The following is a 15,642-nucleotide window of genomic DNA, read 5'->3' as shown; positions in this document are numbered from 1 at the left end:
CCGCAGCGGCAACGTCCGCCGCATCGCCGTGGCCGCAACGGCCGGCGCCGTTTTTGGCAACACCACAGCACCCCCCGCATCGCTAAAAGCAACATGGACGATGGTATTTTCCGCCCGGCGATACTCTTCGAAAAGGCCAAGATCGGATGACCCCGAAGCAGAACGACCAGATAACGCTCTCCGGCAAGGGGACGCCGCTCGGCGCCTTGCTCCGCACATACTGGCAGCCGATCGCGCTGGTCGGGGAACTGGATGGGCCGCGTGCGTTGAAGGCGGTGCAGGTGCTGGGCCAGCATCTCGTGCTGTTCCGCGACGAAGCCGGACGGCTCGGTCTGATCGATCGCGACTGCCCGCATCGGGGCGCGGATCTCGCCTTCGGACGGCTCGAGGACGGCGGGGTGCGGTGTCTGTTCCATGGCTGGCTGTTCGACGTCGATGGCAAATGCCTGGAGACGCCGGGCGAGCCGTCCGACAGCAAACTGTGCGCGCGCATCCGTCAGGGCGCGTATCCGGTCGAAACGGTGGGCGGCATCATCTTCGGCTATCTCGGCGACGGCCCCGCGCCCGCGCGCCCGGCGCTCGATTGCTTTCGGGCGCCCGACAGCCACGTCTTCGCGTTCAAGGGCTTCCTCGACTGCAACTGGCTGCAGGCGCTCGAAGTCGGCATCGATCCCGCGCATGCGAGCTTTCTTCACCGTTTCTTCGAGGACGAAGACGCCGCCGCCAATTACGGACGCCAGTTTCGCGCCACCTCGGCTGACAGCGATATGACGATGACGCAGGTGCTGCGTGAATATGAAAATCCGGAAATTCGCATCGATCCGACCGATCTTGGCTTCCGGCTGACCGCTTTGCGCCCGCTCGGCGAGGATGTGACGCATGTCCGCGTCACCAACCTGTTCTTCCCGCAGGCGTTCGTCATTCCGCTGTCCGAAACGATGACAATCACCCAATGGCACGTGCCGGTCGATGACCATAGCTGCTATTGGTATGCGATCTTCACCAGCTTCGACGAAGCGGTGGACAAGGCGGAGATGCGGCGCCAGCGGCTGCAACTCTACGCATTGCCCGATTACAAGCCGCGCCTCGGCCGCCACAATGATTACGGCTATGACGTGGTCGAGCAGCGCAGCCGGACCTATACCGGCATGGGCGAGGACATCAACGTCCACGACCAATGGGCGGTCGAAAGCCAGGGCCGCATCCAGGATCGTACCCGCGAGCATCTCGGCACCACCGACAAGGGCATCGTCGCCTATCGCAAGCTGTTGCTCAAGCAGATCAGCAAGGTCGAGGCCGGCGAACGCCCGCTGCTGCACCTGACGCCTGAGGAAGCCGGGGCGATCACCGGGCCGGCGACGATCGACGGCGTGACGGGGCCGGGCGAGGACATCGTGCACTATTGGCAGCGTGCCGACGCGCGCCGCCGAAACGCCGCAAGCTGGACGAAGGTCTCCGCCGGGAAGCCCGCGTGAGCGGCTTCATCGCCGCGCATGGGCTCTGGAGCGGTGCGCAGGCCGACGCCGCGCGCGGCGTGTCTGACCAGATCGCCGGCGACACGGTCGAAACGGTGCGCCTCTCCTTCCCTGACCTGCATGGGCTGCTGCGCGGCAAGGTGCTGGTGGCGGATGCGATGCCGGGCGTGTTCGAGGATGGCTGCGCGATAACCTCGACGTTGCTGCTCAAGGACACGGCGCATCGCACCGTCGCGCCGATCTTCGCCGCCGGCGCCGGCATCGGCGATCCCGATCTTCAAGGCGGTCGCGACATGGTGATGGTGCCGGACCCGCTGACCTTTCGCATGCTACCCTGGGCACCGGGCACCGGCTGGATGCTGTGCGACCTTTATTATACCGATGGCCGACCCGTGCCATCGGCGCCGCGCCGGCTCGCGCAGGACGCGATGGCACGGCTGGCGGCGCAAGGATTCGAGTACGTTAGCGGGCTTGAGGTGGAGTTCCACCTGATGCGGCTCGCCGATCCGCGGTTGATGCCCGAGGATGCCGGACAGCCCGGCACCCCGCCCGATGTGACGTTGCTGCATCAGGGTTACGCCTATCTCACCGAGCAGCGTTTCGACCGGATCGAGCCGATCGTCGAGATCCTGCGCCGCGAATGCGTTGCGCTGGATTTGCCGCTCCATTCATTGGAGATAGAATTCGGCCCGAGCCAGTGCGAATTCGTGTTCAAACCGCGCCGTGGCATCGCGCCCGCCGACGACATGATCCTGTTTCGCAACATGGTGAAGCAGGTCAGCCGTCGCCACGGCTACCACGCAACCTTCATGTGCCGCCCGCAGCTCCCGGACGCGATGTCGAGCGGATGGCATCTCCACCAGTCGCTCGCGTGCCGGGACGGCAGCGGAAACGCCTTCGCGCGCGCAGATGGCGCGCCCGGCCTGTCGGATATCGGCCGCTTCTTCCTTGCCGGCCTCCTCGACGCGGCGGCGGCATCGACGGCACTGACGACGCCGACGATCAACGGTTACAAGCGATACCGCGCCAACTCGCTCGCGCCGGACCGGATCGCCTGGGGCGAGGACAATCGCGGCGCGCTGCTGCGCGTGTTGGCGCGCGGTGCCCCCGGGGCGACCCGGATCGAAAACCGCGTCGGCGAACCTGCCGCCAATCCCTATCTCTACCTCGCGTCGCAGGTGGTGGCTGGCCTCGCCGGCATCGCTGCTGGTGCCGAGCCACCGCCGGCGGTGGATACGCCCTATGCCGCCGAAGCGCCGCTGCTTCCCACCAGCCTGGAAGCGGCACTGCCGCTGCTCGACGCAAGCACAGTGCTGCGCGACGGTTTCGGCGACGCATTCATCGATCATTTCCTGCTCATCAAACGCGCCGAGGTCGCCCGCTACAATGCGACCGTGACCGACTGGGAGCAGCGCGAATATTTCGATCTGTTCTGATGACCGGCGCGCGCTCGGTCAGAGCGTCGCGCCGCCATCGACAACGATTTCCTGGCCGGTGATATTGCGGCCGCCCGGCCCGATCAGGAACATTACTTGCGCGACCACGTCGGCCGGTTCGCTTGGCCGACCGAGTGGGATACCCATGTTGGCGACATAGCGCGCCAGCGCTTCTTCCTCGCCGATCCCGTCACGATCGGCATTGGCCCGCCAAGCGGCCTTCATCCGCGGCACCGCGACCGGGCCGGGCGCGACGTAATTGACCGTCACGTTATCGGGTCCGGCTTCAAGCGCAGCACTGCGCGTCAGCCCGCGCAGCCCCCATTTCGACGCACTGTAGCTCGATCGCCCGGCGCGCCCACGCATCCCGTGGTTGCCGCCGATATTGACGATACGCCCGCTCCTGGCGGCGCGCATAACCGGCAATAGCCGGCTGAGCACGATGAACGGCGCGCGTAGGTTGGTGGCGATCACATCGTCGAATGCCACGACGTCGAACCCGCCGATCGGCGGGGACAGCGGTCCGGTCGTGCCGGCGGCATTGACTACGACATCGACTCGCCCCCCCGACCAGCCGAGAAAAGCGTCCAGCGCGTTCTCGAGCGCTACGGCATCACGGACATCCGCCTCCAGAACTAGCGCTGGCGCGCCACCCTCGCGCAGTTCGGCCGCCAATGCGTCAAGCGCATCGCGGCGTCGCCCCAGCACCGCCACCGCATACCCCTCAGCCGCCAGCGCGCGGGCGATCTCGGTGCCCGTGCCCGCGCTCGCGCCGGTGAGGAAGGCGACCGGGCACCCTGCCGTCGTCTCGCTCACTGTGCGTCCGCGAAATACTTGATCTTCGCCGCCTGCTGGATCTTGTAAATCGAGCTTCCCGCCCGCGACGGGAACGGCAGCTTGATCGGATTCGGTTCGCACCGCACCTCGGAGGTCGAAGGCCCGGCGACGATGCGCGAATCATATTCGTCCCAATCGACCTTGTAGAACAACGGGAAAGCGTCGCTCGCCGCATATTCGTAGAACAGAATACGCCGCGCCGCGCCGGAGCGGTTGATGCTGGAGCCGTGGATGGTGAGCGGATGATGGAAGCTGACCGTTCCGGGCGGCCCTCCCAGAAGGGCCGCGCTGCCGACATCGAACGCCGCCGGATCGGTCGCGCCGACGAAGAAGCCCTCGTCGTCATGATGATCGAGCAACGGGCCGAGATGGCTGCCGGGGATCACCTGCATCGCGCCATTCTCCGCGCTCGCGCCGTCGATCATGATCGAGGCCACGATCGTGCCCATGTGGGTATGCGGCGCGAACGCCCAATCCTGGTGCCACTCCAGCGCGGCGCCGCCATTGGCCGCCTTCATATTGATCTTGGTATGGTTGAGCCGGATCGCCGGGCCGATCAGCCGCTCGGCCACCGCCAGAATCGCCGGATGCGCGGCAAGCGCGGCGTAAAACGGATCGATGCGGTTCGGCTTCTTGATGCGCTGGATGATGCGGTTGCCGGCAGTATCGGTGTCGAAGGCGAACACCTCGTCCTCTTGCGTGACATGCTCGGCGCGCGCCTCGACCGCGTTGGTCAAGTGCTGGAGCCGATCGAGTTCGCCGGCGGAGAGGAGGCCGGGCACCGTCACGTAACCGTTCGCGGTATAGTGTTCGATCAGGTCTTCGATGGTCATATGTCACCTGCTGGAAGCGGCAGATCGGTCACGATCATATGTGCCTTGTGATGGGTGATGCAGATCGGCAACTGCGCTTCGCGCGCCGCGATCTGGCCGGTCGCGCCGCACGGCCAGAACACCGGCAGTTCGCCGGGCTGCAAGCGCGTGAGGCCATGACCGCCGTAGCTTTCCGCGAGATCCGCGATACCGAGATCCGCCGGCAAGCCGAGCGACACAGGCGGGCCGTGGAATTGCGGATAGCGCGCGGAAACCAGCGTTGCGCGGATCGCATCGGCGGGCGTCAGCGCGCGCATCGACACGACCAGCTTGCCGCAGAACGGGCCGACCGGAACCGTATCGCGATCGGTCACGTACATCGCGGAGACATCGTTCTCGTCGAGATGGCGAAGCCGCACGCCGTTCGCCTGCAGGATCGCCTCGAACGAAAACGAGCAGCCGAGCACGAAGGCGACCAGATCGTCGCGCCAGACCGCACGCGCGTCGCGCGGTGTCTCGACCGGAACGCCGTCCCGGAACACGGTATAGCCGCCGGCATCGCGGGCGAGGTCGATATCTTCGGCGATCGCCGGGAGCGTCCGCTCGCCCGGTGCGCTGATGCCGAGAATCGGCAGTGCGGCGGCATTGGCGCGGCAATAGGCCTCGAATGCGGCGGCGTGCTCGGCCGGCACGGCAACGAGATTGCCTTGCACATATCCGCGCGCGACTTGGTTGGTGAAGCCGGTGAACCGCCCGTCGCGGATCGCGCGGCGCACCGCGCGGGGGTCATCGCGATCGAAATTGTCTGCGGGAACGGTCATGACCGCTCTTTAGCAGGGCGGCGTTGACGAAGCTGTGCCCTTTCGGCTGCCGGGCGTTGCAATCCCGTCATCGCGCGGGCGATGCGTCGGCGCGGCGCGGCGTCGGCAGCGCGACGAGACTGATGAGCGAGCCGCCGATCGCCAGCGCGACGAAGCCGGTCCAGCCGGAGATGGCGAAGTAGAGTGCCGGCGTGAGGAACGAAACGATCGAGATCGCCTGATTGACGAACCCCGCCAACGCACCGCCCTTGAGATCGCCCTGCGCGAGCGCCGGCATCATCGCCATGCACACGCCGCACTGGCCACCGAACGAAAAAAGCCACAACATCAGCCCCGCCACCGCAAGCGGCAGCGGACTCGCCGGGAGGTACAGCAGCACCTGCGCCACGATCCCGCTCACGATGACCGCGACGAAGAGGCGGCGCGGCGGAAGATTGCGGGCGAGCAACGCCCCGATCACGGTGCCGCCGAACACGATGGCGGCGATCTTTGCCGCCGCAACCGTGGTCGCGGACGCCGCCAACGAGACATTGTGCATCCGCGACAGATAGCCGACCGCGCTGAGGCTGGTGCCGTAGGAGATCATGTTGGGCATCGCCGTGGCCAGCGCCAGCCGCACCGCCGCCGGTTCCCGTACGGCACGGAACAGGCGCGACAGCCGCACCGCCGCGCTTTCCTGCGCGCCACTCTCCGGCTGCACCGCCATCGCCGGCAACAGCAGCCCCGCAGCCACCAGCACGACCGCGACGAGCCCGGCGTGGATCAGGAAGGCGATGCGCCAGTCGATCGCGCCGGTGAACGGCACCGCGAGCAACAGCCCGGCCGAAAATCCGGCCGGCGCGTGCGTCGACCAGAACGCCATCGCGCGGGCGCGGATCGCGCCGTCGAGCGTATTCATCAACGCCGCCGGCACCGCGACCACCAGCCCGACATAGCCGAACCCCGCGACCAGCATGGCGATATCGGTCAGCCAGATCGACGGACTCATCGCCAGCATCAGATCGGTGGCGACGAGAAGCAGGGGCGCGACCATCAGGACGCGCCGTGGCCCGATCCGGTCGATCACCGATCCGCCAAACGTCGCGATGATCGCGGGCGGCAGCGAAAACAGCGCGATGGTCAGCCCGATCGCCTCTTTTGGCGCGCCGAGCGCGGCGGTCACCCGCCCCGCGAGTGGCGACAGCACCCCGACGAGCGACATGCCGAGCAGGCCGAAGGCGTATAGCACCGCCACCATCGCCCAGGGCATTCGCGCCGCTCGCTCCATCGCCGAACCTTTCTATATGCCAGATCACTTTCCGTCACGAGGCCGACGGAAGCGAGTGCCATCATTGGCGCCGCGCCGTTCAAAAAAAGCAACGTGCGTGAGCGTTGCCCAAGCGGCAACGCCGGGGTGACGCCTTTACGGGTGCCCCGGATCGCGCGCGTCGATAGCCTGCGGTGCCATGAGACAGATCCTCGCCGCCCTGATGATCCTTCTGACCGCAGCCTCGGCAGCGCCGGGGCCGGTGGCGGAACAGGTCGATGGCGATGGCGGCACGTCGCCTTTCTATCGATGGACCGCGCCCGTTCCCGCAGCAGGACGCATGCTACGCGAGGAACCCGCCCCGGAGCAGGCGTTGCCGGAAGCGGCCCCGGTGCGCCGCATCCTCTACAGTTCGACCAGCGGCGTCGAACGCGGCGCGATCGCGGTATCGGGATTGCTCTATCTGCCCAAGGGACGCGCACCTGCCGGCGGTTGGCCGGTCGTCGCCTGGTCGCACGGCACCGTCGGCGTGGCGGACGTCTGCGCACCGTCATGGGCCGGACCTTCGACACGCGATGCCGCCTATCTCGGCCGCTGGCTGGGCGCGGGCTTCGCCGTCGTCGCGACCGATTACGAAGGCCTCGGCACGCCGGGCATGCACCCCTATCTGCTCTGGCGCTCGGAAGGCCGCTCGGTGCTCGACGCAGCGCGCGCGGCGATCGCCGCGCGGCCCGGCGCGATCGCCAATCGCGTGCTGATCGTCGGCCAGTCGCAGGGGTCCGGCGCCGCGATCGGCGCCACATATCTGGCGCCAAGCTATGCGCCCGACCTGCATGTTCTCGGCACCGTCGCGACCGGGCTGGTGATGACGATCGCCGAACGGAAGGGCACCGGCTATCTCGGCAAGGATGCCGCCCTCACCGATCCCACCAAAATGGACGGTGCCTTCGCGATGCTGCGGGTCGGCGGCATCGACCGCGCGCTGCACCCCGACATCGACCCCGCAACCATCGTCACGCCCAAGGGCCGGCCGATGCTGACCGCCGCGCGCACGGCTTGCCTGCACGACATGTTCGCGCTCGCCAAACAGCGGGGCATCACCGGCGCGAACAGCTTCACCGCTGGCGTGAAAGCATATGACGCGGATATGGAGCCGGCCTTTCAGATTCCCGCCGCCGCGCTCACCGTGCCGGTCCTCGCCGGCACTGGCCTTGCCGATTCGATGGCGGGCACCTCCGGGCAATATGATGCGGTGAAGGCGCTGTGCGCGGCCGGCAGCCGCATCCAGTGGCATACCTATCCGGGGCTAAGCCACGGCGGTGCGGTGAACGGGTCGCTGGTCGATTCGCTGCCGTTCGCCCGCGCGCTGCTTGCCGGCAGGCCGGTTGCGGATAGCTGCAAGACCCTCCAGCCCCCCGGCCCCGTCCAGACGCCGCGCGCGGGGGTGCCGTTCCAATGAACCAGGCCGAGGCTGCGCTGGCGCGGTTGCGCAGCCACGGCACGGTTCGCCTGAGCGTCGCCGCGCGTGGCGGCAAGACGGTAGTGCGCGAGGCGTATCAGCAAGGTTGCCTGCGCGCCCGGATGCCGCGCACCACGACCGGCCCGGCCGAGCTGATCCTCATGAACACGGCCGGCGGACTCGCTTGTGGCGACCGGCTCGATCAAACGCTGGGCTGGGAAGCGGAAGCACGCCTGACGGTGACCACCCAGGCCGCCGAGCGCGTCTACCGCGCGATCGGCGAACCCGCGACGATCGCAACCTCCCTGACGATCGGTCCGCGCGCCACCGCCGAGTGGCTGCCGCAGGAGACGATCCTGTTCGACGGCGCCCGGCTGAGGCGCACACTGGAGATCGACATGGCCGGCGACGCCCGGCTGCTCGTGCTGGAGGGCATCGTGCTCGGCCGCGCCGCGATGGGCGAGACGGTGGCGACGGGCGAATTCGACGATCGCTGGCGCGTTCGGCGCGACGGTCGCCTGATCTATGCCGATGCGCTGCGGCTCGACGGCGATATCGCCGCGCTGATGCGGCGCCCCGCACTTGGCGCCGGGCATGGCGCCTTCGCCACCATCCTGCATGTCGCACACGATGCGCGTGCGGCGCTCGACCCGGTCCGCACGGTGCTGCCGGCGGGTCGTGGCGCTGCCAGCGCGTGGGACGGGATGCTCGCGGTACGTCTCCTCGCCGGTGACGGCGCAATCCTGCGTGCCGATCTGCTGCGCGCACTGGCGGTGCTCCGGCAGACGCCAATGCCCCGCGTCTGGAGTTGCTGAGCTATGCGTCTGACCCCGCGCGAGAAGGACAAGCTGCTGATCGCCACTGCGGCGATGGTCGCGCGGCGGCGGCTGGAGCGCGGGGTGAAGCTCAATTACCCCGAAGCGATCGCGCTCATCAGCGATTTCGTCACGGAGGGTGCGCGCGACGGCCGTTCGGTCGCCGACCTGATGGAGGCGGGCGCGCATGTCATCACCCGCGCGCAAGTGATGGAGGGTATCGCCGAGATGATCCACGACGTCCAGGTCGAGACAACCTTCCCCGACGGCACCAAATTGGTGACCGTCCACCATCCCATCCGGTGAGCGAGGCTGCGCGCATGATTCCCGGCGAAATCCTCACCGCTCCCGGCGAGCACGTGCTGAACGCGGGTCTGCCCGTCACGACGCTCACCGTCGCCAACACCGGCGATCGGCCCGTCCAGGTCGGCAGCCACTATCATTTCGCCGAAGCCAATCCGGCGCTCGCGTTCGATCGGGCGCTGGCGCGTGGCCAGCGGCTCGACGTTCCGGCGGGCAGTGCGGTGCGCTTCGAACCCGGCCAGAGCCGCGAGGTCGCCCTCGTTCCGCTGCGCGGCGCGCGCATCGTGCAGGGTTTTCGCGGCGCGGTGATGGGAGCACTCGACTGATGGCTTACCGGATGCCACGCGCCGCCTATGCCGAGATGTTCGGCCCAACTGTCGGGGATCGCGTGCGGCTGGGCGATACCGCGCTGCTTATCGAGATCGAGCGCGACTCCACCATTTTGGGGGAGGAAGTGAAATTCGGCGGTGGCAAGGTGATCCGCGACGGCATGGGTCAGAGCCAGGCGAGCCGGGCCGAGGGCGCGGCCGATACCGTTATCACCAACGCCGTCATCCTCGATCATGCCGGCGTCTGGAAGGCCGACATCGCGATCACCGGCGGCCGCATATCCGGGATCGGCAAGGCCGGTAACCCAGACATCCAGCCGGGCGTCGAGATCGTCATCGGCCCGGGCACTGAGATCATCGCCGGCGAGGGCAAGATCGTCACCGCAGGCGGGATCGACGCGCATATCCATTTCATCTGCCCGCAGCAGGTGGAGGAAGCGTTCGCCTCTGGCATCACCACCATGATCGGCGGCGGCACTGGCCCTGCCACCGGCACCAACGCCACAACCTGCACGCCCGGCCCGTGGCATATCGAGCGCATGCTGATGGCGGCGGAGGGCCTTCCCGTGAACCTGGCCTTTGCCGGCAAGGGCAATGCCAGCCGGCCGGAGGCGCTGATCGAGCAAATCGTCGCGGGCGCGGCCTGCCTGAAACTGCACGAGGATTGGGGGACGACACCGGCCGCGATCGACTGCTGCCTGACCGTCGCCGACACGTATGACGTTCAGGTGATGATCCACACCGACACGCTAAACGAGAGCGGCTTTGTCGATGATACGATCGCCGCCTTCAAGGGCCGGACCATCCACGCCTTCCATACCGAGGGCGCGGGCGGCGGCCATGCGCCCGACATCATCAAGGTGGCGGGGCTGGCCAATGTCATCCCCTCCTCCACCAACCCGACGATGCCGTTCACGGTCAATACCGTCGACGAGCATCTCGACATGCTGATGGTGTGCCATCACCTCGACCCCGGCATCGCCGAGGATCTCGCCTTCGCGGACAGCCGCATCCGCAAGGAGACGATCGCAGCGGAAGACGTGTTGCACGATCTCGGCGCGCTTTCGATACTGTCTTCGGACAGCCAGGCGATGGGCCGCGTCGGCGAAGTCGTCACCCGCACCTGGCAGACCGCGCACAAGATGAAGCTGCAACGCGGGGCGTTGGCGGGCGAAACCGGCGACAACGACAATCTGCGCGCGCGCCGCTATGTCGCCAAATACACGATAAACCCCGCTATCGCTCACGGCATCGCGCATGAGGTCGGCTCGGTGGAGGTCGGCAAGCTCGCCGATCTCGTGCTGTGGGACCCCGCTTTCTTCGGCGCCAAGCCCGATCTGGTGGTCAAGGGCGGCATGATCGCGGTCGCGATGATGGGCGACCCCAATGCGTCGATCCCGACGCCGCAACCCGTCCATGCGCGCCCGATGTTCGGCGGATTCGGACTCGCCATGCCCGCATCGTGCATCACCTTCGTCTCACGCGCCGCCGCCGAGGCCGGAGTCGCCGAGCGGCTCGGGCTGCGTCGCACCGTTTTGCCGGTTAAGGGCACACGCGGCATCGGCAAGGCGGATATGAAGCTCAACGACGCGCTGCCCGTGATCGAGGTCGATCCCGAAACCTATGAAGTGCGGGCCGATGGAGAGTTGCTCACCTGCGAACCCGCGACTGAGTTGCCGCTGGCGCAGCGCTATTTCCTGTTTTGAACGAAAGGCCGGACATGGTTCGTATTGCAGCGGTCGAAGCTGGGCGCGGTAGCACCGCCGACGACAGTATCACGCTCGATTTCGATCATCGCAACCGACGGCGAATCGTCTTGCACAGCGACCGCGGCACGGCGATGCTGCTCGACATGCCGCGCGCGGTGCATCTGCGCGACGGCGAAATGTTACTGCTGGAAGATGGCGCGCGCGTGCGCGTCGTCGCTTCGGACGAAGCGCTGCTGGACATCGATGCCGCCGACGTGGGCGCGCTGGTGCGGATCGCCTGGCATCTCGGCAATCGCCATCTGCCGACGCAATTGCTGGCGGGCGCCAACGGCGGAACGCTGCGAATTCGCGCCGACCATGTCATCGAAGCGATGGTCGAGGGTCTCGGCGGCCGCTGCACCCCTATCGCAGCGCCGTTCGATCCCGAGGGCGGCGCCTATGCCGAGGGCACCGGCGGCGGCCACCATCATCATCACCATCATCACGAGCACGCGCATGGATGAGGCGCGGCTGTTCGATCTGCTGAGCTGGATGTCGCCGGCGTGGCCGGTCGGCGCGTTCGCGCATTCCGGCGGGCTGGAATGGGCCGTCGAGGCCGGCGACGTTCACGATCGCGACACGACCGTCGCGTGGATCACCGACCTCGTCGAACGCGGCGCGCTGTGGAACGACCTAGTCCTGTTCCGCCACGCCTTCGCCGCGCGCCGCGCGGGCGACGACGGCGCGCTCGCCGCGGTCGCGGACCTCACGACGGCGAGCGCGACCGGCGCCGAGCGCCGGCTGGAGACCGTCGCCCAAGGGGGTGCTTTCCGACGGATCGCGCGGACCACACTCGGCGGCGCGGCATTCGCCCCACTGGATGCGCTCGGCGACGATCACCTCGCCTATCCGGTCGCCGCAGCCTGCCTGATGGCACATGAGGCTATGCCGCTGGCCGCCGCGCTCGCGGGCTTCGCGCATGGCGTGGCAGCCAATTTGGTCTCGGCGGCACAACGGCTGGTGCCGCTCGGCCAAAGCGATGGTCAGCGCGCCCTGCACGGCCTGAAACCCGTGCTGCTTGCCGCCGCGACGCGCGCCGCCGCGCTGCCGCCGGAGGACGATCCCTTCACCCAGATCGGCGGCATGGCGCTCGCCTCGGAAATCGCCTGCATGGCGCACGAAACCCAATATACGAGGCTCTTCCGCACATGACTGTATCTTCGGCCCTGCGCGTCGGCATCGGTGGACCGGTCGGCTCCGGCAAGACCGCGTTGATGGACGGCCTGTGTCGCGCTTTCCGCCATACCCATCAGATCGCCGCGATCACCAACGACATCTACACGCGCGAGGACGCCGAGTTCCTGGTGCGGGCCGGATCGCTGGAGCCCGAGCGTATCCTCGGCGTGGAAACGGGCGGCTGCCCTCACACCGCGATCCGCGAGGATGCCTCGATGAACCTCGCCGCAGTAGACCGACTCAACGCCAGTTTCCCGGGGCTTGACCTGATCCTGATCGAGAGCGGCGGCGACAATCTCGCCGCGACGTTCAGCCCCGAACTCGCCGACCTGACCATCTACGTGATTGACGTCTCCGCCGGTGACAAGATTCCGCGCAAGGGCGGCCCCGGCATCACCCGATCGGATCTGCTCGTTATCAACAAGATCGATCTCGCGCCGATGGTCGGCGCGAGCCTTGAGGTGATGGACCGCGATTCGAAGCGGATGCGCGGCGAGCGCCCGTTCCTCTTCGCCAACGTGCGCGCCGGTGATGGTCCCCGCGCCGTCGCCGAGTTCATCGTCGCGCGCGGCGGCCTCACCCCCCTGCCAGTCTGAAAGGAAGTAGCATGCGTCTCCTGACTCGTTCGATCCCGGCCGCCGCGCTGGTACTGATCGCCACCCCGGCATTCGCGCATCCCGGGCACGGCGAGGACGCCGGCATGCTAGGCGGGCTGCTGCATCCCCTTACGGGGTATGATCATCTGGCGGCGATGCTGCTCGTTGGCGTATGGGCTGCCTTCGTTTTCCCGCGCGCACTGCTGGCGCTGCCGGTGGCGTTCCTGGGCGGCCTCTCGCTTGGTTTCGCGCTCGGCTATATGCTGCCAGGGGCGTCTGTAGAGGCGATCGTGCTGGTGTCGTCGCCGATGCTGTTGGCGGGCCTGCTGGCCGGTCGCCGCATGCCATTGCCGCTGGCGGCCGGGCTGACTGCAGTGTTCGCCACCGCCCACGGCTATGCCCATGCCAGCGAGGCGAGCGGGGATGCGTTCGCCTTCGCCGCCGGAATGCTGGTATCGACGGCGGCGCTCCACGGGCTGGGCCTGATCGCCGGGACGGCTCTGACACGCTGGACACGTGCATCCGGCGCACGACAGAGCGATTAAACCGCGCTGTCCCCGCCATCGACCACGATTTCGGTGCCGGTGACGTAGCATGCCGCCGGCGACGCGAGGAACCCGATCACGGCGGCGACCTCGCCCGCCTTGCCCTGGCGCCGCAGCGGGATACGGCGCTCGACAGCGCCGCGCGCCGCCGCCGGGTCCGCCTTCGTCTGCCAGAAGGCGTTGCTGAATGGGGTTTCGATCCAACCCGGTAGCACCGCGTTGACGCGGATTCCGGCTGGTCCGAGTTCGGCGGCAAGCCCGCGCACCAGCGCAGACAGCCCGGCCTTGCTGGCCTGATAGGGCGCGGTCTGCGGTTGCCCGCGCCGGGCCGCGGTCGATGAGACGAAGACGATGGCGGGGTTTGCCGAAGCGGCGAGATACGGTGCCGCTGCCTGTGCGACGAAGAACGGCAGCCGCAGGTTGACGGCGTGTACCGCGTCCCATGCCGTTTGCGTCCAATCGGCGAGCGTCGCCGCGTGCATTGCCCCGGCGGCCACGATGAGACTATCGATGCCGCCGTGCAGATCGGCGGCCAGCGCGATCGCTTCCCTGGGCATTGCGGGATCGTCGAAGTCGCGGGCGAGAATATGACAGCGCCCCGCCCCGTCCGCCAGTCCTAGCGCGGGGTCGGCATCGACGACCAGCACGTCGTCACCGCGCGCCCGGAACATCGCGACGCTTGCCTGCGCTATTCCGGTCGCGGCCGCGCCGATCAGAACGATACTCGCCATTTCAGATCATGGCCGCGTGACGCGCATCGGCAGCCGCGCAAGTCCGCGCAAGCCGGGCTCAAGCCGCAGTTCAGATGGCCCGGTCAGTTCGAGCCGTCCCACGGCCTTGGCGAGCGCACCAAAGAAGATCTCGCCTTCGAGCCGCGCCATCATCTGAGCGACACAGCCGTGGATACCAGTGCCATAACCGATCTGATGCGTCATGCGGCGGCGGATGTCGAATCGTCCTGGTTCCTCCCACCGCACCGGGTCGCGCCCGGCTGAGCCGATCAGCACCAGCACCTTGGCGTGCTTGCCAAGCCGCTGGCCCTCGAACGCGACGTCGCGGGTGGTGGTGCGGAACAGGCTCTGGCTGGAACTGTCATAGCGCGTCGCCTCCTCGAAGGCGTTGCGCGCAAGCCTGGGGTCCGCGCGCAGCAGCGCCCATTGGTCGGGGTGCTCGGCGAGCGCGCGCAGGCACAGCCCGATCGAATCGATCGTGGTGTCCACGCCCGCCGACAGCAGCGAGCGCACCAGCAGCTTCGCCTCGGCGTTGCTGATATCGCCAGCGTCGGCTGCCGCATAGATATCTGCGCCGATCCCGTCCGCCTTCAGCGCACTGCGCTCGCAATGCGCTTCGATCCAGGCACCGATCTCGACGGCCTGCTCCATCAGCCTGTCGTACCATGCAGTGCGCGGACCGAACGCGCCGAAGACGATGCCGCCGTAGATCAGCATCTTCTCGCGCTCCAGCGGCGGCATGCCGACAGCATCGGCAAAGGCGGTGAGCGGAAACGGCTGAACGAGATCGCCGACCGCCTCGATGTCCCGCGCGTCGAGCGCCGCCGCGATCAACCGCTGCGCAACGACCTCAAACCCTGGCTTCATCGCCTTGAGCGCGCTCGCGTTCATCACCTGTATCAGCACGCGGCGTGTGCGCTCATGCTCGGGCGGATCGACCTCTAGGATGATGCTGCGCGGCCGCCAATTCTCTTCGAGGAACAGGTTGGTCAGCCCACCACCAGCGGCATTGCTGAAAGTCTGCCAATCGTTCAGCACCGCACGCACCTGCGCATGATGCGACACCACCCAGATATTGTACCGCTCAAGCCACACTAGCGGCCCGAGCGCGCGAAGCTGGGCATAATTTGTGAACGGGTCGGCGCGAAACGCCGGCGAGAATGGATCGAGATCGGACGTCACGCGCGAGGCCGCGATGGCCGGCGCCGCGCCTGCTTTGATCGGAGCAACGCGGTCGCGAGCGGTCATATTGCCTCTGCTTGCCATTCGGAAAGCTGCGGTGAGGATAGATCTCACCGCAGCTTTCGCGTCGG

Annotated in this window: 17 protein-coding genes; 11 read left to right on the top strand and 6 right to left on the bottom strand. The window is 67.6% G+C overall.

The window, feature by feature from the left end; genetic code table 11:
* The first annotated feature begins 146 nt into the window (after positions 1 to 146).
* Positions 147 to 1,475: an aromatic ring-hydroxylating oxygenase subunit alpha gene (locus EWE75_RS17155; protein ID WP_130159328.1), complete on the top strand. Its 1,329-nt coding sequence runs from the start codon at positions 147 to 149 to the stop codon at positions 1,473 to 1,475.
* Entirely contained in the window at positions 1,472 to 2,911 is a 1,440-nt protein-coding gene (locus tag EWE75_RS17150) for a glutamine synthetase family protein (RefSeq protein WP_130159327.1), read from the top strand. Before EWE75_RS17155 ends, EWE75_RS17150 begins: the two co-directional genes overlap by 4 nt.
* An 18-nt stretch (positions 2,912 to 2,929) precedes the next feature.
* Here EWE75_RS17150 and EWE75_RS17145 read toward each other — a convergent pair whose 3' ends face one another.
* From EWE75_RS17145 to EWE75_RS17130, 4 genes are all read right to left on the bottom strand, one after another.
* The gene (locus tag EWE75_RS17145; protein WP_130159326.1) at positions 2,930 to 3,727 is read right to left on the bottom strand and encodes an SDR family NAD(P)-dependent oxidoreductase; all 798 of its coding nucleotides are present in this window, start codon (positions 3,725 to 3,727) and stop codon (positions 2,930 to 2,932) included.
* On the bottom strand, positions 3,724 to 4,581 hold the full coding sequence (locus EWE75_RS17140; protein WP_130159325.1) for a phytanoyl-CoA dioxygenase family protein: 858 nt from the start codon (positions 4,579 to 4,581) through the stop codon (positions 3,724 to 3,726). The genes EWE75_RS17145 and EWE75_RS17140 overlap by 4 nt, the downstream gene beginning before the upstream one ends.
* Positions 4,578 to 5,381, bottom strand: a complete 804-nt coding sequence (locus EWE75_RS17135; RefSeq protein ID WP_130159324.1) for a D-glutamate cyclase family protein — start codon at positions 5,379 to 5,381, stop codon at positions 4,578 to 4,580. The genes EWE75_RS17140 and EWE75_RS17135 overlap by 4 nt, the downstream gene beginning before the upstream one ends.
* A 67-nt stretch (positions 5,382 to 5,448) precedes the next feature.
* Entirely contained in the window at positions 5,449 to 6,630 is a 1,182-nt protein-coding gene (locus EWE75_RS17130; RefSeq protein ID WP_165388430.1) for an MFS transporter, read from the bottom strand.
* Between the two features lie 196 nt (positions 6,631 to 6,826).
* Here EWE75_RS17130 and EWE75_RS17125 point away from each other — a divergent pair, with 196 nt between their 5' ends.
* From EWE75_RS17125 to EWE75_RS17085, 9 genes are read left to right on the top strand one after another with little or no spacing between them, the layout of a single operon-like run.
* On the top strand, positions 6,827 to 8,086 hold the full coding sequence (locus EWE75_RS17125; RefSeq protein WP_206364798.1) for a lipase family protein: 1,260 nt from the start codon (positions 6,827 to 6,829) through the stop codon (positions 8,084 to 8,086).
* On the top strand, positions 8,083 to 8,901 hold the full coding sequence (locus EWE75_RS17120; RefSeq protein ID WP_130159322.1) for an urease accessory protein UreD: 819 nt from the start codon (positions 8,083 to 8,085) through the stop codon (positions 8,899 to 8,901). The genes EWE75_RS17125 and EWE75_RS17120 overlap by 4 nt, the downstream gene beginning before the upstream one ends.
* 3 nt (positions 8,902 to 8,904) lie before the next feature.
* On the top strand, positions 8,905 to 9,207 hold the full coding sequence (locus tag EWE75_RS17115; RefSeq protein WP_130159321.1) for an urease subunit gamma: 303 nt from the start codon (positions 8,905 to 8,907) through the stop codon (positions 9,205 to 9,207).
* 14 nt (positions 9,208 to 9,221) lie between these two features.
* Positions 9,222 to 9,530: an urease subunit beta gene (locus EWE75_RS17110; protein ID WP_130159320.1), complete on the top strand. Its 309-nt coding sequence runs from the start codon at positions 9,222 to 9,224 to the stop codon at positions 9,528 to 9,530.
* Entirely contained in the window at positions 9,530 to 11,239 is a 1,710-nt protein-coding gene (gene ureC, locus EWE75_RS17105) for an urease subunit alpha (protein ID WP_130159319.1), read from the top strand. Before EWE75_RS17110 ends, ureC begins: the two co-directional genes overlap by 1 nt.
* Positions 11,240 to 11,253: 14 nt before the next feature.
* The gene (locus tag EWE75_RS17100; protein WP_130159318.1) at positions 11,254 to 11,745 is read left to right on the top strand and encodes an urease accessory protein UreE; all 492 of its coding nucleotides are present in this window, start codon (positions 11,254 to 11,256) and stop codon (positions 11,743 to 11,745) included.
* Complete coding sequence (locus EWE75_RS17095; RefSeq protein ID WP_231708418.1) at positions 11,681 to 12,433, top strand: urease accessory protein UreF; 753 nt, start codon at positions 11,681 to 11,683, stop codon at positions 12,431 to 12,433. The genes EWE75_RS17100 and EWE75_RS17095 overlap by 65 nt, the downstream gene beginning before the upstream one ends.
* Positions 12,430 to 13,053: an urease accessory protein UreG gene (ureG, locus tag EWE75_RS17090; protein ID WP_130159317.1), complete on the top strand. Its 624-nt coding sequence runs from the start codon at positions 12,430 to 12,432 to the stop codon at positions 13,051 to 13,053. The genes EWE75_RS17095 and ureG overlap by 4 nt, the downstream gene beginning before the upstream one ends.
* A gap of 11 nt (positions 13,054 to 13,064) precedes the next feature.
* A complete protein-coding gene (locus EWE75_RS17085) occupies positions 13,065 to 13,598 on the top strand; it encodes a HupE/UreJ family protein (RefSeq protein ID WP_130159316.1) in 534 nt (177 codons plus the stop codon).
* On the opposite strand, the gene EWE75_RS17080 is transcribed toward EWE75_RS17085, so the two are convergent.
* A complete protein-coding gene (locus EWE75_RS17080; protein WP_130159315.1) occupies positions 13,595 to 14,329 on the bottom strand; it encodes an SDR family NAD(P)-dependent oxidoreductase in 735 nt (244 codons plus the stop codon). The two genes, EWE75_RS17085 and EWE75_RS17080, sit on opposite strands and share 4 nt — an antisense overlap.
* A 6-nt stretch (positions 14,330 to 14,335) precedes the next feature.
* Entirely contained in the window at positions 14,336 to 15,577 is a 1,242-nt protein-coding gene (locus EWE75_RS17075) for a cytochrome P450 (protein ID WP_130159314.1), read from the bottom strand.
* Between the last annotated feature and the right edge of the window lie 65 nt (positions 15,578 to 15,642).

Source organism: Sphingomonas populi, assembly GCF_004208535.1.
GTDB lineage: Bacteria > Pseudomonadota > Alphaproteobacteria > Sphingomonadales > Sphingomonadaceae > Sphingomonas > Sphingomonas populi.
This window is presented reverse-complemented; position numbering and strand designations above follow the sequence as displayed.